Here is a 19,247-nt window from a genome sequence, read left to right on the forward strand (position 1 = left end):
ACAGAACGGGGAGAGTGCGTTGCATAAGACATCCAGCCCAAGAAAGTAGGCTCAACTTATGCACACATTTCATCTCGCAGGCGGCTGTTTCTGGTGCCTCGACGCGGTCTACCGCACCCTCAACGGCGTTACGGATGTCGTATCCGGTTACACCGGCGGTCACGTTGCTAACCCCAGCTACGAGTTGGTTTGCACCGAGACCACAGGCCACGCTGAAGCAGTAGCGGTCACTTTTGATCCTGAAGTTATTCCCGATGAGGTCATCCTCGACGTGTATTTCACCCTTCATGACCCACGGCAGCTCAACCGTCAGGGCAACGATGTCGGCTCGTCGTACCGTTCCGCCATGTTCTATGAGGATGACGATCAGAAGGCTCTTTTCGAGGCGGCCCGTGATCGAGCATCCGAATATTGGGATGGTGGCATCGTGACCACGATCGAGTCGCTTGACACGTATTACAACGCAGAGTCGTACCACCAGGACTTTTTCGCGAAGAATCCGGGTCAGGGTTACTGCATGGCGGTGGCGCTTCCCAAGGTCAATAAGATTCGTTCGTCGTTCTCGAGCTACATCAAGTAATACTCGTCAGCGACACATTCTGTGCGCCGTCTCGCAATGAAGGTCTTTATCTTCGTCGCGAGGCGGCGTACGGTCGTTAATAAGCGACACTGGCGTCGTTTCACTAAATCGAAGGAGGTTCGGAAATGACTGATCACGCTCTTACCGGACAAACCTGGGTGGCATTCACTCAGGCAGGAGCAGCTGGCTCGGTGCACCGGGTAACAGACGGGTTCACCTTCAAGTTATTGAAAGACGAAGATTTTCGAGCGGTGTATCCGACTTTGGATGCCGCGAAGTCAGCTTTGCACGCGAACCTGCTGCCCGGCACAGCATGGCCTGAGTTCCGCGAGCACTAGCTCGCGCGGGTCGTTGGACGCCGTGTGCAGCGTGATTGCGCTGCACACGTTGCGAACGTTGCCGTGATGCTCGGTGCTCGGCGGGGATCTGACTGCTCCTCCTGCGTGCTGTGATGAGAGCTGCTTCCACAGTTCGTTATGCCTTCCGTCGGGTTTCGCTGTGCTCGCCAACACTGGTGTCAGACGGATGCCGGGTCGGCTTCCCGGCACGAGTGTCGGCCCGCATCTGTCTCCCATCGCGGTTGCGCAGCATGCTGCGCGGCCCACACTAAGGAGCAGACATGACCGACAGCATCACCGTTTCTGGGCTCGTAGCCACTGCGCCCCGCCATATCGTCACTGGGGAGGGGTTGCCGATAACGTCATTCAGGCTGGCGTCCACGCAGCGCCGCTTCGATCGCAGCAATCAACGTTGGATCGATGGTGAAACCAATTGGTACACGATCACCTCGTTCCGCCAGCTCGCTATCAACAGCGCTACTTCGATCGCAAAAGGCGACCGCGTGGTTCTGAGCGGCCGGCTCAAGATTCGCGAATGGGAGAACGCTGACCGCAGCGGCACCAATATCGAGATCGAAGCTGACTCGCTCGGCCACGACCTTATGTGGGGCACCGCACAGTTCTCTCGCACCATATCGAACAGCGCCAATTCGACCGCCGCGAACGGCGACACTGAGCCCGGCGCTCGCAGCAGCGATGACCGCGACGAGTTTGAGACCGCGGCTGAGTTAGAGGAGAAGGGCCCCGGCGAGGAAAGTGCGCGAGCCGAAGAGTTGGCACACACTCCATTCTGAGCGGATCGTGCGCGCAAGCAATCTAGACTTGATGCGGCCCTGAAGTCTCGCGGCCGACGAAGGGAATGCAATGCGCGTACGACTCACTCGCCGTCTCGGTGCAGTTTTGGCACTCACCGTCGCGGCAGCGGTCGCACTCAGCGGTTGCGTCGCAGCCACACCGGAACCGACGGCGACGCCCACTGCGGAAGCGTCAGCATCCCCCGCGCCGGAAGCGACACCAACCGGTCCAATACTGCGCCCCGGTGAGGCCGCTGCCGGAAACCGTCAATTCTTTGACCAGCTCAACACTGAGTACTTCGATGCCAATGGCCGCGGAGACGGCCGCAGCATTGTCGACAAGCTCGTCGAGAATGGTTTCAACAAGCAAGACATGGAAGTCACTCCCGACACCACTGCCATTGGCCTCGCCACAGACTCGATTGTTGTTTCTGTGCGCATCAAAGGTGAGTGTCTACTCGGCCAGTTCACGCCAGACAATTACGTCTCATCCATCGAGCCGCTATTGGGCACCGGCGGTTGCCTCGTGGGAAAGACCCGACCGATCGACTGGTAACCCCGCAAACGGGTTCGCTTGAGCTCGAACGCTCCGTAGAATGGTCCCATGGCCGAATTCATTTATTCCATGGTGCGCGCGCGAAAAGCGGTCGGCGACAAGCTCATTCTTGACGACGTCACAATGTCGTTCTACCCGGGAGCAAAGATCGGTGTGGTTGGCCCTAACGGTGCCGGTAAGTCCACAATCCTCAAAATCATGGCGGGTCTCGACACGCCAAGCAACGGTGAAGCTCGACTCAGCCCCGGCTACTCCGTCGGAATCCTCATGCAGGAACCTGAACTCGATGAAACCAAGACGGTTCTCGAGAACGTGCAAGAAGGTGTTGGGCCGATCAAGGCAAAGGTAGACCGTCACGCCGCAATCGGCCTCGAGATGGCCGAACCAGACGCTGACTTCGATGCGCTCTTGGCCGAGATGGGCACGCTGCAGGAAGAAATTGACGCTGCTGACGCCTGGGACCTTGATTCCCAGCTCGAGCAAGCGATGGACGCGTTGCGCACACCGCCCGGAGACTGGCCCGTCAACAAACTCTCCGGTGGAGAAAAGCGCCGCGTGGCGCTCACCAAACTCCTCCTCCAGAAGCCCGACCTGCTGCTTCTCGATGAGCCAACTAACCACCTCGACGCCGAAAGTGTTCTCTGGCTCGAGCAGCACCTCTCCAAGTACCCGGGCGCCGTACTGGCCGTAACCCACGATAGGTACTTCCTCGACCACGTCGCCGAATGGATTGCCGAAGTCGACCGCGGTCACCTTTACCCCTACGAGGGCAATTACTCCACCTACCTCGAGAAGAAGCAAGAACGACTTCAGGTGCAGGGCAAGAAAGATGCCAAGCTCGCGAAGCGTCTCTCCAGCGAACTTGAGTGGGTGCGCTCGAACTCCAAGGGCCGCCAGACCAAGTCGAAAGCACGACTTGCACGCTACGAAGAGATGGCGAACGAAGCGGAGAAGACCAGAAAGTTGGACTTCGAAGAAATCGTTATTCCGATGGGACCCCGCCTTGGTGCGCAGGTCATCGACGCCAAGAACCTCAAGAAGGGCTTCGACGAGCGCATTCTGATCGACGGGCTGAGCTTCACTCTTCCCCGTAACGGAATTGTCGGAGTCATCGGCCCAAACGGTGTCGGTAAGACCACGCTGTTCAAGACCATCGTTGGCCTTGAACCTCTCGACTCTGGAGATCTCAAAATCGGCGAGACTGTCGACATTTCCTACGTCGACCAGAGTCGTGGTGGCATCGACCCTAACAAGACGCTGTGGGAGGTCGTCTCTGACGGCCAGGACTACATCCAGGTCGGTAAGACCGAGATCCCGTCGCGTGGCTACGTCTCGCAGTTCGGATTCAAGGGACCAGACCAGCAGAAGAAAGCCGGCGTGCTTTCCGGTGGTGAGCGCAACCGTTTGAACCTCGCGCTCACGCTCAAGCAGGGCGGAAACCTCTTGCTGCTTGACGAACCGACTAACGACTTGGACGTTGAGACTCTCGGAAGCCTCGAGAACGCGCTTCTCGAGTTCCCCGGCTGTGCTGTGGTGATCACTCACGATAGGTGGTTCCTTGACCGCATCGCGACCCACATCCTCTCCTACGAAGGCACGGACGCGAAGCCCGGTTACTGGCACTGGTTCGAAGGAAACTTCGACGCTTACGAAGAGAACAAGATCGAGCGCCTCGGACCAGACGCCGCCAAGCCGCACCGCAGCGCTTACCGCAAGCTCACTCGCGACTAGGTATGAGACTTCACGTACCACTCCCGCTGCGCTGGTCAGACGTTGACGCGTACCAACACGTCAACAATGCCGAAGTGTTTCGCCTCCTCGAAGAGGCGCGCATTCACGCATTCTGGCCGGCAGCGGGAGTGGATGCGCCCCTCACCGCAGTGCTTGACGGTCGGCCAGGCGGCCCAACGATGACACTCATTGCGCGGCAAGAAATCGAGTATCTTCTCCCGATTCCCTACATGCGCGAACCCATTGACATTGAACTGTGGATCGGGCGGGTCGGGGGAGCAAGTCTCGAAGTTTGCTACGAGATCTACACTCCTGCCGGCGTCGAGCCACGGCAACTGTTTGTGCGTGCCGCGACGACTTTGGTGCTCGTCGACACTGTCACCTCACGCCCGCAGCGCATCAGCGATGAACAGCGCGGAGTTTTCTCGCGCTACGTGGAAGAACCCCTGCAGTTCGCGAAACGGCGCTAACGAGGCATCCTGCCGACGTGTTTCGCGCACCGAGTGGGAGGCGTGGCGACCGGGTGACGACGCGTGCGTTGTTACGCGCGTACTGCTACGCGTCTTCGTCGTGCTCAGCATCAGCGTCGTCGAACTCGGCATCAAGGTCCGTGGGATCAAGCCATTCGGCAATCGCGTGCGCGCCACGAGCTTCGAGAAGTGGGCCAGCATACTGAAAGAGCTCTTTACGGCTTTGGATGCCCGTACCGAGCGGCAACGCCAAGTCGATGCCAGCGGCAGCAGACTCTTCTGGCGTGAGGTGGTTGACGCCGGCGACGACTGCCAACCACGCGGTGGGATTCTTAGCTCCGCGCAGGTAGTCGACCACTTTGCCGTCAAGCGACTGATGATCGAGCCGTCCCTCTCCGGTGAGAATCACATCCGCAATCTTGATGGCTTCGCTGAGGCCAATGGCATCGGCGACGAGCTGGGCGCCGGGAACTAGCTTCGCTCCGAACAGCGCAACGAGCCCAGCAGCGATTCCCCCTGCGGCGCCCATGCCCGGTAGCGCGGCGATACCAGCTGCAGAAAAACCGCGCTCAGAAGCGAGCGTAGTTTCTGCCAGCACTTTCGAGAGACGCGTGAGGCCAGCATCCAACAGCTCGACATCGGATGCCGAAGCACCCTTCTGAGGCCCGAATACAGCAGCAGCGCCGTGTTCTCCGGTTAGCGGATTGGTGACGTCGACGGCGATGCGCCAGCTCGTCTCTCGGGCGCCATCGACCAGCTCGCTCACGTCAATTGTTGCGAGTGAGGTGAGGTCGCCGCCACCCGTCGCTAGCTCAATTCCCTCGTTGTTGAGAAAGCGAACGCCGAGCGCACGCAGGAGGCCGGTGCCGCCATCAGTGCTTGCGGTGCCGCCGACAAAGAGGGTGATCTCGCGTGCGCCGCGAGCGATCGCGCTTGCGGCGATAAGACCAACGCCGTGGGTATCGGCGCGGAGCGGCTGCAGCGGCACATCGGACACCTGGGGGAGGCCGTTGGCCTGCGCCGCTTCGATGACCGCGCGGCGGGCGTCGAGGTCGAATCCGTACGAGGCTTCGCACTCACGACCGATCGCATCGACTGTTGAGAGGGTCAGGGCTGGTTGAAGCCACGCGGCAAGCACCGTATCCAGGGAGCCTTCTCCGCCGTCGGCCATCGGGAAGGTCAGCACCGTTGCGGTCTCTGGCAACATTTCTCGGGCGCCGCGCTCGAGAGCGGCTGCGGCATCCGCAGCGGTGAGGCTTCCCTTGAAGGAATCGGGGGCGATCACGATGACGGGGCTGTGGAGGTCAGGCATCCTTCGACCCTACGCGAACGAGACCCATATTCACGTTGCCCACACAGCCTCCGGGCACGAAAAAAGGGGCCGCCCGAAGGCGACCCCTTTTCGTAGATCACAGTGCTTAATGCACCGCAGATTCACACAGTATTAGCTGGTGAGGCCGTCTACGTAGTCCTGGTTCGCTGCGATCCAGTCTGCAACGATGGGCTCGAAGTCGGTTCCCTCGTACTCGTTGTACATGACGTTCTCGAGCGAGTAAAGAAGCTCTGAGTCCATCTTGAAGTTCGAGATCCATTCGGTGACCTCAGGCATGTCGTCGCTCAAGGTGTCGCGTGCGAAGGAGTGAATTTCTTCAACGTCTCCGAGCGTTCCCTCAGGGTCAGCAAGGTCCTTGATGTCGAATGCATCGTAGGCCCAGTGCGGACGCCAGAGGGTTACGGCAATGTTCTCGCCGTTGTCGAGTGCAGCCTGCAGTTCAGCAAGCATGGCGGGGGTCGACGACGTGAGAAGTTCCATACCGTCAAGACCGTAGGTCGGCATGGTGTTGTTCATGACTGCTTCAGTCAGTCCTGCACCAGGCTCGATGCCCACGATACGGTTGCCGAACGCGTCAGCGTTTGCTGCGAGCTCGTCGAGCGAGTCGATAGGAGCATCAGAGTTGACTGCAACGGTCAGGCCAGCTTCGCTGTTCCAAGCGCCGAGGTCGTCGATGGAGTCGCCGTACTCTTCCATGAGGCTTGCGTGAGTGATGGGGAGCCATCCGTCAAGCGCCATGTCGTAGTCGCCGGTGCTGAGGCCCGAGAAGATCGGGGTTACGTCAGCGTATTCCAGCTCAACGTTGTAGCCCTTTTCTTCAAGGATTGCCTTCCAGAGGAACGAAACAGCTTCGCCCTCAGGCCATCCGTTGAATACGGCGATGCTGAGATCCTTGTTCTCGGCTCCGTCGCCTGCCGCGGTGTCGTCTCCGCCTGCGGCGCAAGCCGACAGACCGAGGAGCGTTGCCGCTCCAATTGCGATTGCAGCGCGTGTCTGCTTCTTCATTGTGTCGTCCTTTTCTGTCAACGCTTAAGCGTCGACGATGTTGACGTCGATGCACACAGGATTTTCTGTGTGCCGGAAAACGAGCGCGGGTAAGCGCCCGAAAATTAACGAACTGGGGGAGTCAGTTCTGCGGGCTCGGCATCAGCAGTTGCCGAAGTCGTGCCAGAGCTGTCAGCCTCAGCCGTGTCAGTTTCGGCGGGCTTGCCGCGGAAATTGAACGAGTCGAGAATGAACCGGAAGTAGCCCTTGCCGGTGCCGAAGGATGCCGTGAGCCGGTCAAGGAAGATGGCCAACAGCACGACCGAGAGTCCAGCTTCGAACCCGAGCGAGACATCCGCCCGGCTCAAGCTCTGGATTACCGGCTGACCGAGGCCACCAGCGCCAACCATCGAGGCAATAACAACCATCGAGAGCGAGAGCATGATCACCTGGTTGATGCCAGCCATGATCGAGGGAAGAGCCAACGGCAGCTGAATCTGACGCAGGATGCGGCTCGGTGAAGAACCGAAGGCCTGTCCAGCTTCAACGACCTCTTTATCGACACCGCGGATGCCGAGTTCGGTAAGTCGAACGCCGGGGGCAAGCGCGAAGAGCACCGTTGCCACGATTCCGGGCACGTCACCGATGCGGAAGAGGATGAGGGCAGGAATCAGGTAAACGAATGCGGGCATCGTCTGCAAGAAGTCCAGTATCGGCTTCACTATCGTGGAGACCGTTTGATACTTTGCCGCCAAAATTCCCAGCGGAACGCTGATGATCACGGCGATCGCTGCTGCTACCAGCACGAGCGCGAGGGTATCCATTGCGTTTTCCCACTGATCCAAGCTGAGGATCAGGAGGAAGCTGACGGTGGTGCCGAGTGAGAACACCCAACCGCGTGCCACGAAGGCGATCACGGCGAAGATGATCAACATCACCCAGAATGGCGGCGACGCGAATATGAAGTTCATTCCGTCGGCAACAGACGCGATGATGAACTTGATTACGTCGAAGAACACACCGAATGTTTCGGTAATGAAGTCAATGCCGTCTTCGACCCATTGGCCGAGGGGGAGTCTAGGGAAGTCGTTCATCGTGCGGCCTCCGTTTCGGTGGCGATTTCTGGCGTAGCAAGTGCGTCAGAAATCAGTTCAGTGGACACAGTGAGTGCCGGTTCGATTACGGGCAATTCGCCGGTATCGGTGTTGACGTTGCCGAGGGCGGCGAGAAGCGTCACCCGAGGAACGGCGCCAATGAGACGACCACGGTCATCCACAACAGCTAGGGGTAGTGGGCTCTCGACCGAGGGAACGAAGAGCTCAGAAAGTGACGTGTCAGCCTGCACAACGTTGAAGTCGTCGCTGATGATCGACGCGAGGTCAGTCTCGCCGCGGCGGACGAGCTTCATTGCCTCTGCATCACGAACAATGCCCTTGAGGGTTCGATCGCGGCCGATAACGAATGCCATCGAGCTTTGCAGATCGCGCATCGTCTTCAACGCAGCACGCGGTCCAGAACCAGCGAACGCGGTAACGCGGGCAGGCTCCATGACGCTGGAAGCGGTGAGAACACGTGAGCGGTCAACATCCTGAACGAACTGCGCAACATAGTCGTTGGCGGGATCAGTGAGGATGTCTTCTGGCGTACCGATCTGAACGATCCGGCCGTCACGCATGACAGCGATACGGTCTCCGAGGAACATCGCCTCGTTAAGATCGTGAGTGATGAAGATGATCGTCTTGCCCAGTTCGGTCTGAAGCTCAAGCAATTGCTCTTGCATTTCGCGACGAATCAGGGGATCGAGAGCACTAAACGCTTCGTCCATAAGGAGCACGTCGGTGTCGGCGGCGAGGGCGCGGGCGAGACCGACACGCTGCTGCATTCCGCCGGAAAGCTCTGAAGGCATCTTGTGGCCCCAACCCTCGAGGCCGACGAGGTCAATGACCTTCTGAGCGCGAGCGAGACGTTCGGTGCGGGGAATGCCCTGCACTTCAAGCGCGTAGGCGGCGTTCTCAAGAACGCTGCGGTGGGGAAACAGCGCGAAGTGCTGGAACACCATGGAGATGCGGCGACGGCGAACGTCGCGAAGTTTTGATGCGCCGATGCCGGTAATGACATCGTCGCCAACAGTTACTGAGCCGGCGGTGGTTTCCCACAGTCCGTTGAGCATGCGGATGAGCGTAGATTTGCCCGACCCGGAGAGGCCCATTACTACGAAGATTTCGCCTTTGCGAACGTCGAAGCTCGCATCGATTACGGCAGCAGTGCCCAGTTCTGTGATCTCGTCACGAGTGGCTCCATGTTGGAGTCGCTCGACTGCTTCTTTTGGGCGGCGTCCGAATACCTTGTACAGGTTCTTGGCGCTGACTGCTATTTCTTCGGTCACGTTCTCCTGAATGCTCGGCTCCATAAGGGCTTTGCTCTTCTCGATTACGGTCCGGGTTGCAGGCACCTTGCTAGTCATGTGGCTCCCAATTGAGCCAGATGAGAAGGGGAAACATTGTCGGAATGGTTCCAGTGCGAAACAACCGTACGAGCGTCAACCCGACTGGCGGGATGGCGCGCGCGGCCTGATTTCGTAGCACCCGTTCACAGCGCCAAACGTGGCGCACCGAGAACCGGGCCGTAAACAAACGTAACGCTTTTGCGGAATCAATGTAGGGGAGGGTCCGCCAGATTGGGGACATAGTGCGCTCCCGAGCGGCGTCGATCCCCGGCACAGTAGGCATCGAAGCGGGTCGTCTTCGTTGTCTATTCGTTACATAGCCGGGGTCGAATCTGTCTGCTTGGGAACTAAAGCAGACCGACTAGCGCGGTGGTCGCACCATTCCCTCTTGAGCGACACTGGCAATAAGTCGGCCCGCGCGATCGTAGATACGACCGAGCGCGAGTCCACGCCCACCAATCGCATTCGGCGACTCTTGAACATAGAGAAGCCACTCATCCACTCGCGCTTCCCGGTGCCACCACATGGCGTGGTCGAGGCTCGCGACCTTGATGCCTGGCGTTGCCCACGCGAGCCCATGGCGGCGCATGATCGACTCGAGAATCGAATAGTCGCTCGCATAAGCAAGGGCGGCACGATGGAGGTTCATGTCATCAGGCATCGGGCCGACCGATTTCAACCACACGGCCTGATGCGCGACATGACCGCCCTCTACTGAGATAAAGATGGGAGACGGCACATACCGCATGTCAAAGGGGCGCTCGGAAGCCCAATACCGCGCAACCGGATGATCCAACCCTTCGAGAGATTCGGCCGTCGTCGGAAGCGACTCAGGATCGGGAAGATCGGCGGGCATCTCTATCTGGTGATCGAGCCCCTCATCATCGTCTTGAAACGAGGCGATCGCCGACAGAATCGGCACCCCATCCTGGTACGCCTGCGTGCGCCGAGTCGAAAAGGATCGACCATCGTGGATGCGATCCACCGAAAAGGTTATCGGCAGGTTGATATCTCCCGGCCGCAAGAAATATCCATGCATGGAATGCACGACACGGTCTTCGGCAAGAGTGCGCTGCGCGGCAATAAGAGCCTGCGCAAGAACCTGCCCGCCAAAGACTCGCCCCTGCGGCATCCATTGGCTCGGACCGGTGAAAATGTCTTCGTTAGTTCGTGCATGGGTGTCGGTCAGATCGAGGGCAGTCAGAAGCCCAGCCATAGGATCGCTCATGCCTGTAGTTTAGGAGACCTATGACTGCATCGTTTACTTTGGTTGATACCCTCGCGCTGGGTGATCTGCAGGTCTTTTTGGGCCGTGCCGCTCGTGTCGATGAGGGCTCGGTTCGGCTTATTGGCGGCGGGGGAGTGCTCGCCGTCTATGTTTCCGTGCTGCATCCCGCTGGTCTCCTCGACCAAAGCCCCACGGTTTTAGGACTTCGAACCTTCGCGCTCGCGTCGAAAGACACGTTTGACGCTGTTGTGCCAGTGCGATCTCTGCTTGGCCGTATTGAGAGTGCCGTTGATGCTTCTGCCGATACGTTCGGTGAACCCGTAACCGTGAGTCTGCCCATGAGCGTGAACACTGTGACCTGGGCGGCCATTACGCCGCCGCGCGGTGGTTGGGTATCGATCGACTCGGTTTCGAGTGAAGTGCTCGAAGAAGCGGCTCGCGACGGAATTGACGAAGTCGCGAAAGCGGTTCCGAGCGGTGTCGGCGAGGCGATCGTGCACAAAGTTCGCACGGAAGTCTGGGGGCGTCCGCTTGATGACCCCGAATACCTCCCCGCCGGTGCAGGCTTCGCGGCGGTCAGTCTCGGTTTTCTGGGCGACGACGAATCAGCATCCGTCTATGAATCTGGCGCCTGGACCCGCGTCACGACCAAGCGCGGTCACGTTCTCGTGAAACGCCGCGCCTGGTCGGTTGCTCGCTAAAACTGTTGCTCGCTAAACCCGCTACTCGCTAAAACAGTCGCATCATGAGCGTCATCATGTTTGCGAGCAGGGTGAATGCTCCAATGAGTCCAACCGTCTGAACCACTACGGCGATCCAGAGCGGGCCGAGACCCTGGCGGGTGCGGATATACACGACTATCGAGCGGCCGATCGTGTACCAAAACGAGCCAAGGAAAACGAACGCCCAATGGAATGGGCGGTCAACTCCGCGCGCGATAAGTGTCTTTCTGTCGAAAATCGAGAGCGGGATGCTGGCGAGGAACACCAGCCAGCCCGTCACCATGATGGCGAGATAGCCGGGGTCGGTGTAGATGCGTAGTTGGGCTTCGAGCGCGCCCTCCCCATAGGAGGGAAAGAATGCCGACACATCGAGAAAGAACAGCCCGATGATGCTGAGAATGGGCATGGCCGCGAGCACAAAGATCTGCCACGTGTTTGTGCTTGCAGCCGGCGAGCTTGTTGGAGTGGACGAGCTGCTCGGCGAGGCGCCCTCGGGGGCTGCCCAAGCCGTTCCATCCCACCAGCGCGGTGTGGGGCCTCCTGCGGGGTCGGCATACCAGCCAGCGGAGGGAAGTGGTGTGGTCGAGTCACTCATCCTGCGAGTGTAACTGCCTCGAGCTGTGTAGGTGAATTTTGCTCGCTCAGTGAGGCTGCTGGGCGCCATCCGCCAATTTGGTGGCAACTTTCGCGCGCCACCTTGTGTACGGCGCACTGTATAGGTACGGTCAAAACAACTCCGAGCGACGAGGCTCGGATCAACCTGTGGTTCACCAACCACGGTTGTGAGGATCGCTAGGGCGCAGCACACCAGCAGGCGCAATGGCAGATCGGAGAAATGATGAGTACTACCGTGCCCGTAAAAGCCCAGAAACCTGAGGCAAAGAAGCAGAACCCTGAGTTCGTGCAGCTTCTTGATCCTGAAGGTAAGCGGCTCAGCGATGACCTCTATGACCCTTGGGTGTCGGATGTCACCGGCGATCAGCTCGCCAGCCTGTATGAAGACCTCATCATCGTTCGTCGCATCGATACCGAAGCGACAGCCCTTCAGCGCCAAGGCGAACTAGGGCTCTGGCCACCGCTGCTTGGCCAGGAAGCAGCTCAAGTAGGTTCAGCCCGCACTCTGCGTCCCGATGACTTTGTGTTCTCCAGCTACCGCGAGAATGCGGTGGCGTACTGCCGTGGCGTGAAGCTTCCTGATCTTGTTCGGGTGTGGCGCGGAACCGCAGCCTCGGGGTGGGATCCGTTCTCCGTTGGCATGGCAACTCCCGCCGTAATCATTGGCGCTCAGACGCTTCATGCCACGGGCTATGCCGTTGGCTGCAAAAAAGACGGCGTTGACAGCGTTGCCGTTGCCTACTTCGGTGATGGCGCTACGAGCGAGGGCGACGTCAGCGAAGCGATGGTGTTCGCCGCCTCTTTCAAGGCTCCCGTGATCTTTTTCTGCCAGAACAACCAGTGGGCGATCTCTGAGCCTGTTGGGCTGCAAGCTCAGCGCCCGATTGCCGACCGTGCCCCGGGGTTCGGCATTCCGAGCATCCGTGTTGATGGCAATGACGTGCTTGCTGTCATGGCCGCGACTCGGAGTGCGCTCGACCGTGCCCGCAATGGCGGCGGTCCTACCTTCATCGAAGCCGTGACGTACCGTCGTGGACCGCACACGACCTCCGACGACCCGAGTCGCTATGTCGACCCGGTTCTTGTCAAAGAGTGGGAAGCCAAAGATCCTATTGCGCGTGTAGAAGCGTTTTTGCGCAGCGAAGGTGTGCTTACCGACGAGCTGGCGGCATCCATTCAGGCACGAGCAGACGAGGTGGCAGCAGAATTTCGGGCCGGATGCTTGGGGCTCGAGAATCCCGAACCGCTCAGCGTTTTCGACAACGTGTATGCGACCGAGCACTCGGGGCTCGCGCGTCAGAAGAGTCAGTACAAAGCGTATCTAGAGGGGTTTGAGAAATGACTGAACTAACTCTGGCAAAGGCGCTGGGCTCTGGATTGCGGCGCGCGCTCGCCGAAGACGAGAAAGTTGTGCTTCTTGGCGAAGACATCGGAAAGTTGGGCGGCGTTTTTCGCGTGACCGATGGCCTCCAGCGTGACTTTGGCACCGAGCGGGTCATGGATACGCCGCTGGCCGAGGCGGGAATCATCGGAATGGCCGTTGGCCTAGCGTTCCGCGGTTACCGTCCGGTGTGTGAGATCCAGTTCGACGGCTTTATCTACCCTGGCTTCGATCAGATCGTTGCCCAGGTTGCGAAGCTGCACTACCGCACGGCGGGAAATGTGCGGATGCCGTTGACGATTCGGGTGCCCTATGGCGGAGGTATTGGTGCAGTCGAGCACCACTCTGAGTCGCCAGAGGCCTACTTTGCCCACACCGCAGGCTTGCGGGTTGTCACCTGTTCGACTCCGCAGGATGCCCACAGCATGCTGCGCGAGGCAATCGCCTCTGACGACCCGGTGTTGTTCTTCGAACCCAAGCGCCGCTATTGGACTAAAGGCGAAGTCGATGAAGATGCGGTCGGTCTGCCGATGGGCAAGGCGCGTGTTGTTGCCGAAGGCACCGATGTCACCTTGGTCACCTATGGCCCGCTAGTGGCAACAGCTGTGGATGCCGCAGTGGCCGCCGCTGACGAGGGAATCTCCATCGAGGTTGTTGATTTGCGTTCGCTGTCTCCGGTCGACTTTGACACCGTTTCGGCGAGCGTGCAGAAGACGGGGCGGCTCGTGATCACCCACGAGGCTTCGCAATCGGGCGGGCTGGGTGCAGAAATTGCGGCGACTCTGACTGACCGCTGTTTCTATTACCTTGAGTCAGCTCCGGTGCGGATTACTGGGTTCGATGTTCCGTATCCGCCGGCAAAGTTGGAAGACCATTTTTTGCCAGATCTTGATCGCATTCTTGATGGCGTTGACCGCGCTCTTGGCCGCGTTAATTCGCTTACCGGTTGGAGTGCGTGATGACTGTTAAGGAGTTTGCCCTGCCTGATTTGGGGGAGGGCCTAACGGAATCTGAAATTGTTGAGTGGCACGTTGCCGTTGGCGATCTGGTGACGCTGAATCAGCCGATTGCTGAGGTGGAGACGGCGAAGGCGATTGTGTCGCTGCCGTCGCCGGTGGCGGGAAAGATTTCGGCGCTGCACGCTGAGCCCGGCGCGACAGTGCAGGTCGGCACCCGCATCGTCACGTTTGAACTGGATGGTGGGTCAGGCGGCGTTGATGCTCCGGATGCCGGTGGCGCGACTGCTGATGCTTCCGCTGGCGCAGAGAGCGCGAAAGCTGACGGCGGAGATACGGCGCCGGCCCCTGAGGCTGCTCCTGAACGCAACTCTGTGCTTGTCGGGTACGGTCCCGCCGTCGAGAGCGGCAAGCGCCCCACACGCAAGCCTCGTGGTGCACGTGCGGCATCCGCTGAAGCCGTGACGGCGACTGTGGCAGAGACCGCGCAAGCGACCGAGCCAAAGGCAGCAGCAGAGCCTGCAGCAGAGACCGCGCCGGCGACGGCCCCAGCGCCTGCGGCCACGCCCGCAGAAGCTCGCACTAAGACGACTCCGCCGGTGCGCAAGCTGGCTGCCGATCGCGGCGTCGACTTGACGCAACTGACCGGAACGGGCCCTGACGGCATCATCACGCGTGATGATGTGCTGAGTGCGGCAGAGCAGCCGTCTGAGCAGGCACAGAGCGGAGAGGACACTGCGGCAGGAACATCCGGTCAGTCTCCTCGCGGCGCGCTTGCCGGCACGCGTGCGCGCGAAACTCGCACCCCCATCAAGTCGGTGCGTAAGGCAACGGCGGCCGCGATGGTCGCGAGTGCCTTCACGGCACCCCATGTCACCGAGTTCTTGACGATCGATGTCACGCGCACGGTGGAACTGGTGGCCAAGCTCAAGGCGAAGGGCACCGCAGCATCCGTTCTCTCGGTTGTTGCTAAGGCGCTGTGCATTGGCGTGGCGCGTAACCCCTCGCTCAATTCGCGGTGGGATGCCGACGCGAACGAAATCGTCGAGTTCGGCTATATCAACTTGGGCATCGCTGTCGCGACGCCGCGAGGACTCATGGTGCCGAACCTCAAAGATGCTGACGCCATGAGCCTGGCCGATCTCACCGAGGCGATTGGCGATCTCGCCCGCAATGCGCGAGCGAGCAAGGCAACTCCGGCGTCGCTCAATGGGGGAACTATTTCGATTACCAACGTTGGTGTCTTCGGCATCGACGCCGGAACCCCCATCCTGAATCCGGGAGAAGCCGCCATTTTGGCTATGGGCGCTGTGCGCAAGATGCCGTGGGAACACCACGGTGACATCGCTCTGCGCGACATCATGACCCTGAGTTTGTCGTTCGATCACCGTCTTGTCGACGGCGAGCAGGGTGCACGTTTCTTGACCGATGTTGGCTCGATTCTGAACGACCCCGGCACTGTTTTGACGATGGTGTGACACGAGGGGTGGCCGCGACAGGTAAGAATGGTCTTATGACCGAGAATCTCGACCCTGCTGCGGCCACCCCTGCTCCGGCTCCTACTGCCTCACGTGCACCACGCCGTCTTCTGGTGGGAATCTTTGCGCTCGCCGCATTCGTGATCGCGGCCGACCAGCTCAGCAAGTGGTGGGCCGAAACCAACCTTGGCGGCGGCAAGAACATCCCCGTCATCGGCGATTTGCTGTCGTTCCAGCTCGTCTACAACCCCGGCGCCGCGTTCTCGCTCGCCGAGGAATTCACCTGGGTGCTCACAATCATTGCGGCGCTCGCCGTTGTTGCTATCACTTGGTATGCGTGGACCGTGCAATCCCGCGCCTGGGCTGTTGCGCTCGGCATGCTCCTTGGTGGCGCGATCACTCACCTCGGCGACCGTCTGTTCCGTGACCCCGGTTTTGCGCGCGGTCACGTCGTCGACTTCATCAACTACAACGGCTATTTCATCGGCAACATCGCCGACATTGCCCTTGTGGGCGGCGCAATCATGATCGTCGTCATTTCGCTGATGGGAATTGCTGCCAAGCCCGAAGAGGCAACGACGCCGAGCGCGGATGCGCCGACGGAAGCAACGACAACCGAATGACCGATCTCAGCTTGCGCATGCCCAACACGCGGTTGCGGGCAGTGCTCAATCTCGGAACGCGGCGCGCACCGCCACTAGATTTACCGCCGTCCTTGAACGACCCAGAGCTGTTTGGGGATTGGGATGACGAAGGTCAGCTGAGCGATCTGTTCGTCGAGTATGCGCACGGGCAGTTGCACCTCGAAACGACCAGTTCCGGTGTCAATCACCATTTCCACACTCCGGCTGGCGAACCTCGAGACTCGAGCCCGTGGCCGGCCAACGACACCCGCATGCTCCTGCAGTGGTCAACACAGTTGGCTCAGGACTTTCACGCCCTCATGCCCAAACTGCTTGACGACATCACGCAGGCTGCAGCCTGGCACGATGCCGGGTTCGATCTCTACATCTGTGAAGTAGAGGATCCGGTGCAGCTCGACCTCCTGGAGATCGAGGTCGAAGGAGAGCTCTTGACGCTGCCGTGGCTCGGCGCCGGCACAGTCACTCACGACCACATTGAGGGCGACAATCATCCGATTGCGCTCCTTTGGGGCGAAGACGAGTCAGAACCCGACAAGCCGATTGCTGAAGCGTGGACTGATCCGCGCACCGGAGAGCCGCGCTCCAAAGCAGTGCCCGGCGTTGACTGGAGCGTCATCGGGCTCGCCGCTGAAGAAGTGTTGCCGTGGCTTGAGGGTATTTACCTCAACCACCACGTGATTCCGGATGCTGCAGGCACGCTCCTGAACGCTGTCTTGCGACGCCTCGGCGGCCTCGACCCAGCCTAGCGGCTCACTCTGAGGGGCTTGCACTGCCAGTGCTGGCTTGGCGTCTCTGCGCCGCCAGATTGTGCACAAGTGCTGGGTCAACCGTCGGAATCGATTCCGTCAGTTGTGTCGAACTGACTTCAGCAGGGCCCGACTTCGCCCTGAAGACGAAGCGACGCTGCACCTGGAAACTGATGATGTAGAGCGTCACGTCGGAGAAGACCTTGGCGATAACGAGCGGAACGCCCCAGTCGACCAGCACCGACAACCACACGTAACTTGAGGCGACGAGTGCCAACGCGAGAATGACGTAGCGCAGGGCATCCCGTGCCACATGCTCCCGAGTGCTGGGGTGAAAGACGAGGTGCCGGTTGATGAAGAAGTTCACGGAGGCGCTCACTAGGCGCGCTCCGATAACGGATACCAGCAGTGAATTGGTGAGGGCGAACAGTAGCAACAGGCCGATCGCGTCGATCAGAAACGCTGCCAGTGACGACGAAATGTAGCGCAGGAGCGGCGCAAAGACTCGCACCGAATCAACGATGGGCCGAAAGTGTGATGAAGCATTGTGCTGCAAGTAGACCGTCTCAATCTCGATTTCTTCAATGCGGATGCCGGCCGAGCGCGACCCGAGCAACAGGTTCAGTTCGTATTCGAACCGTTCGCCTTTCACCCCGAGCAGCCAGTCGAGCATTGTTGCGGGGTAGCCGCGCAGCCCGGTCTGAGTGTCGCGCACGGCGACTCCGGTCGCGAACTTAAACGCTGACCGAGAGACTGCATTTCCGAAGCGACTGCGCACGGGAACGTCGCCGGCGAAGGCTCGACCGCCGAGCACCATCGCACCCTCTGACGCCTCCAGCTGTGCGGCAACGCGAAGGATGTCGCCGACCTTGTGTTGTCCGTCGCTGTCGGCGCAGACGACGGCGTGCCCCGGATGGTTCTTGCGGATGTAGTTGAAGCCGAATTTGAGCGCGTGCCCTTTGCCGCGATTGTCGTCGTAGCCGATCACGTCGGCGCCGGCGTGCTGAGCTGCGGCGAACAGGTCAGCGTAGGTCGGGCCACTGCCGTCATCGACGATGACGATTCGCAATTGTGAGGCGGAGTCGCGCAGAGCGCCGACGAGTTGCGGGAGCCGGTCATCCGGTTCGAAGGAAGGAATCAGGATGATCATGATGCGGCTCCCACGTAGAGGATGTCTGAGGTTTCGCGTTCTCCGCCGTTGGACGGTTGGTTGATGACGGTGCCGTTGAAGTACATGGTCGAGGAGCCGCCGCCATCGAGGTTGTAGGCGGTTGTCGCGCCGAGATCTTGCATGATGGCCGCGAGTCCGGGGAGGGTAACGCCGGCGCTGTAGCCGGGGTTACGGCCGTCGACGACAACGAAGACGAGATGGTTGTCATCGATCACGCCGACGGCGGTGCGCGGCTGTTCGCCCTGGATGGAGTGGTTGCCGAAATTGGTGTCGATTTCGACGTTTTCGATACCGGCAACGACAGCGCCGTTCTCGACGATCGCGGGTCCGAAGGAGAGCGTGTTCCACACGCCGTCGGCGATAAGTTGATCGGCCGAGGTCGTGGTTTCGTCGTAGACCTCGACGCTGCCGTCGAGAGAGAAAGCGAGACCGTCGCGAGCTGGCTCGTCGCGGTACACAACGCCGTTGCGGATGACGATGCCGGTGTCGCGGAATCCGTAGTAGTCGCCGTTGATGGCAAATATCGCGTCGTGCTCGGCTGCAATCGACGAGGTGAGGTCGATGATGTTTTCGCCGAAGCTGTTCTGGGCAAATGCTGACCGCAGGGCGGTGGCATCCGTCAGCTCGACATCTGCAACGTAGTAGGTGACGGTGTCGGCGCCGCTGCCCGTAACGACTGTGGAGATCGAGACGGTGGCAGCGTCTGAGGTGTAACTCGTGGCGGTGAGAACGGGTTCGGCCGTCGCTGAGGTCGTCGGCTCGGGGCTCGTTGTGCTTGTGCTGTTCTCGACTTCGTATTGGGCAACGTCAGAAATCTCGACGTGCTCAATGACGAAGCGGTCGAGGGCCCACGCTGCGGTGCTGCCCAAGCCGAGCACAAGCACTAGCGCCGATCCGATGACGATGTGCCGTTTCCGCAGTGTTCTCTTTCGCGCTGTTCTCTCTCGCATACGTCAAGAAGTACGCGCGGTGGCTATCACTCTCTAATGGGAACGCTGGGAGCTTGCGATGAGCTTCTCGGGAGTGCGCTGGGAAGTGGTGCAGTGAGGGATCGTGACTTCTGGCAGGGTTCCG

20 protein-coding genes are annotated in these 19,247 nt (G+C 60.0%); 12 read left to right on the forward strand and 8 right to left on the reverse strand.

Annotated features, from left to right (window positions below):
* The first annotated feature begins 58 nt into the window (after positions 1 to 58).
* The 6 genes from msrA to FFT87_RS07585 all read left to right on the forward strand — a co-directional run bounded on the left by msrA (position 59) and on the right by FFT87_RS07585 (position 4,469).
* Complete coding sequence (msrA, locus tag FFT87_RS07560; protein WP_219948165.1) at positions 59 to 580, forward strand: peptide-methionine (S)-S-oxide reductase MsrA; 522 nt, start codon at positions 59 to 61, stop codon at positions 578 to 580.
* A 125-nt stretch (positions 581 to 705) separates the two neighbouring features.
* Positions 706 to 918, forward strand: a complete 213-nt coding sequence (locus FFT87_RS07565) for a methyltransferase (protein WP_219948166.1) — start codon at positions 706 to 708, stop codon at positions 916 to 918.
* 281 nt (positions 919 to 1,199) lie between these two features.
* Complete coding sequence (locus FFT87_RS07570) at positions 1,200 to 1,712, forward strand: single-stranded DNA-binding protein (RefSeq protein ID WP_255558944.1); 513 nt, start codon at positions 1,200 to 1,202, stop codon at positions 1,710 to 1,712.
* Positions 1,713 to 1,782: 70 nt separating this feature from the next.
* The gene (locus FFT87_RS07575) at positions 1,783 to 2,268 is read left to right on the forward strand and encodes a hypothetical protein (protein ID WP_219948167.1); all 486 of its coding nucleotides are present in this window, start codon (positions 1,783 to 1,785) and stop codon (positions 2,266 to 2,268) included.
* A 48-nt stretch (positions 2,269 to 2,316) separates the two neighbouring features.
* Positions 2,317 to 3,999 (forward strand): energy-dependent translational throttle protein EttA, encoded by a 1,683-nt coding sequence (gene ettA, locus FFT87_RS07580; RefSeq protein ID WP_219948168.1) that lies wholly within the window; start codon positions 2,317 to 2,319, stop codon positions 3,997 to 3,999.
* Between the two features lie 2 nt (positions 4,000 to 4,001).
* Positions 4,002 to 4,469, forward strand: coding sequence for a thioesterase family protein (locus FFT87_RS07585; RefSeq protein ID WP_219948169.1), 468 nt, complete (start codon positions 4,002 to 4,004; stop codon positions 4,467 to 4,469).
* An 85-nt stretch (positions 4,470 to 4,554) separates the two neighbouring features.
* On the opposite strand, the gene FFT87_RS07590 is transcribed toward FFT87_RS07585, so the two are convergent.
* The 5 genes from FFT87_RS07590 to FFT87_RS07610 all read right to left on the reverse strand — a co-directional run bounded on the left by FFT87_RS07590 (position 4,555) and on the right by FFT87_RS07610 (position 10,460).
* Positions 4,555 to 5,781, reverse strand: coding sequence for a glycerate kinase (locus FFT87_RS07590; protein WP_219948170.1), 1,227 nt, complete (start codon positions 5,779 to 5,781; stop codon positions 4,555 to 4,557).
* Between the two features lie 132 nt (positions 5,782 to 5,913).
* Positions 5,914 to 6,807 (reverse strand): glycine betaine ABC transporter substrate-binding protein, encoded by an 894-nt coding sequence (locus tag FFT87_RS07595; protein ID WP_219948171.1) that lies wholly within the window; start codon positions 6,805 to 6,807, stop codon positions 5,914 to 5,916.
* 104 nt (positions 6,808 to 6,911) lie between these two features.
* Complete coding sequence (locus FFT87_RS07600) at positions 6,912 to 7,880, reverse strand: proline/glycine betaine ABC transporter permease (RefSeq protein ID WP_219948172.1); 969 nt, start codon at positions 7,878 to 7,880, stop codon at positions 6,912 to 6,914.
* Positions 7,877 to 9,250 carry a glycine betaine/L-proline ABC transporter ATP-binding protein gene (locus tag FFT87_RS07605; RefSeq protein ID WP_370628542.1) on the reverse strand — a complete coding sequence of 458 codons (1,374 nt, stop codon included), beginning with the start codon at positions 9,248 to 9,250 and terminating at the stop codon, positions 7,877 to 7,879. Before FFT87_RS07605 ends, FFT87_RS07600 begins: the two co-directional genes overlap by 4 nt.
* Positions 9,251 to 9,593: 343 nt before the next feature.
* Positions 9,594 to 10,460, reverse strand: a complete 867-nt coding sequence (locus FFT87_RS07610) for an acyl-CoA thioesterase II (protein ID WP_255558945.1) — start codon at positions 10,458 to 10,460, stop codon at positions 9,594 to 9,596.
* Positions 10,461 to 10,480: 20 nt separating this feature from the next.
* Here FFT87_RS07610 and FFT87_RS07615 point away from each other — a divergent pair, with 20 nt between their 5' ends.
* Positions 10,481 to 11,161 (forward strand): hypothetical protein, encoded by a 681-nt coding sequence (locus FFT87_RS07615; RefSeq protein ID WP_219948173.1) that lies wholly within the window; start codon positions 10,481 to 10,483, stop codon positions 11,159 to 11,161.
* A 28-nt stretch (positions 11,162 to 11,189) separates the two neighbouring features.
* Here FFT87_RS07615 and FFT87_RS07620 read toward each other — a convergent pair whose 3' ends face one another.
* Positions 11,190 to 11,777 (reverse strand): DUF2510 domain-containing protein, encoded by a 588-nt coding sequence (locus FFT87_RS07620; RefSeq protein WP_219948174.1) that lies wholly within the window; start codon positions 11,775 to 11,777, stop codon positions 11,190 to 11,192.
* A gap of 243 nt (positions 11,778 to 12,020) precedes the next feature.
* Between FFT87_RS07620 and pdhA the strand changes: the two genes are divergently transcribed.
* From pdhA to FFT87_RS07645, 5 genes are read left to right on the forward strand one after another with little or no spacing between them, the layout of a single operon-like run.
* Positions 12,021 to 13,139 (forward strand): pyruvate dehydrogenase (acetyl-transferring) E1 component subunit alpha, encoded by a 1,119-nt coding sequence (gene pdhA, locus FFT87_RS07625; protein ID WP_219950753.1) that lies wholly within the window; start codon positions 12,021 to 12,023, stop codon positions 13,137 to 13,139.
* Positions 13,136 to 14,137 carry an alpha-ketoacid dehydrogenase subunit beta gene (locus tag FFT87_RS07630; protein WP_219948175.1) on the forward strand — a complete coding sequence of 334 codons (1,002 nt, stop codon included), beginning with the start codon at positions 13,136 to 13,138 and terminating at the stop codon, positions 14,135 to 14,137. The genes pdhA and FFT87_RS07630 overlap by 4 nt, the downstream gene beginning before the upstream one ends.
* The gene (locus FFT87_RS07635) at positions 14,137 to 15,612 is read left to right on the forward strand and encodes a dihydrolipoamide acetyltransferase family protein (protein WP_219948176.1); all 1,476 of its coding nucleotides are present in this window, start codon (positions 14,137 to 14,139) and stop codon (positions 15,610 to 15,612) included. The genes FFT87_RS07630 and FFT87_RS07635 overlap by 1 nt, the downstream gene beginning before the upstream one ends.
* 35 nt (positions 15,613 to 15,647) lie before the next feature.
* Positions 15,648 to 16,235, forward strand: coding sequence for a signal peptidase II (locus tag FFT87_RS07640; protein ID WP_255558946.1), 588 nt, complete (start codon positions 15,648 to 15,650; stop codon positions 16,233 to 16,235).
* Positions 16,232 to 17,002 carry a hypothetical protein gene (locus tag FFT87_RS07645; RefSeq protein WP_219948177.1) on the forward strand — a complete coding sequence of 257 codons (771 nt, stop codon included), beginning with the start codon at positions 16,232 to 16,234 and terminating at the stop codon, positions 17,000 to 17,002. Before FFT87_RS07640 ends, FFT87_RS07645 begins: the two co-directional genes overlap by 4 nt.
* Positions 17,003 to 17,006: 4 nt before the next feature.
* Here FFT87_RS07645 and FFT87_RS07650 read toward each other — a convergent pair whose 3' ends face one another.
* Together FFT87_RS07650 and FFT87_RS07655 are read right to left on the reverse strand one after the other, a co-directional pair.
* The gene (locus FFT87_RS07650; protein ID WP_219948178.1) at positions 17,007 to 18,152 is read right to left on the reverse strand and encodes a bifunctional glycosyltransferase family 2/GtrA family protein; all 1,146 of its coding nucleotides are present in this window, start codon (positions 18,150 to 18,152) and stop codon (positions 17,007 to 17,009) included.
* Positions 18,149 to 19,123: a phosphodiester glycosidase family protein gene (locus tag FFT87_RS07655; RefSeq protein ID WP_219948179.1), complete on the reverse strand. Its 975-nt coding sequence runs from the start codon at positions 19,121 to 19,123 to the stop codon at positions 18,149 to 18,151. Before FFT87_RS07655 ends, FFT87_RS07650 begins: the two co-directional genes overlap by 4 nt.
* Positions 19,124 to 19,247 lie beyond the last annotated feature (124 nt).

Origin of the sequence: Salinibacterium sp. M195 (assembly GCF_019443965.1) — a bacterium.
Lineage (GTDB): Bacteria > Actinomycetota > Actinomycetes > Actinomycetales > Microbacteriaceae > Rhodoglobus.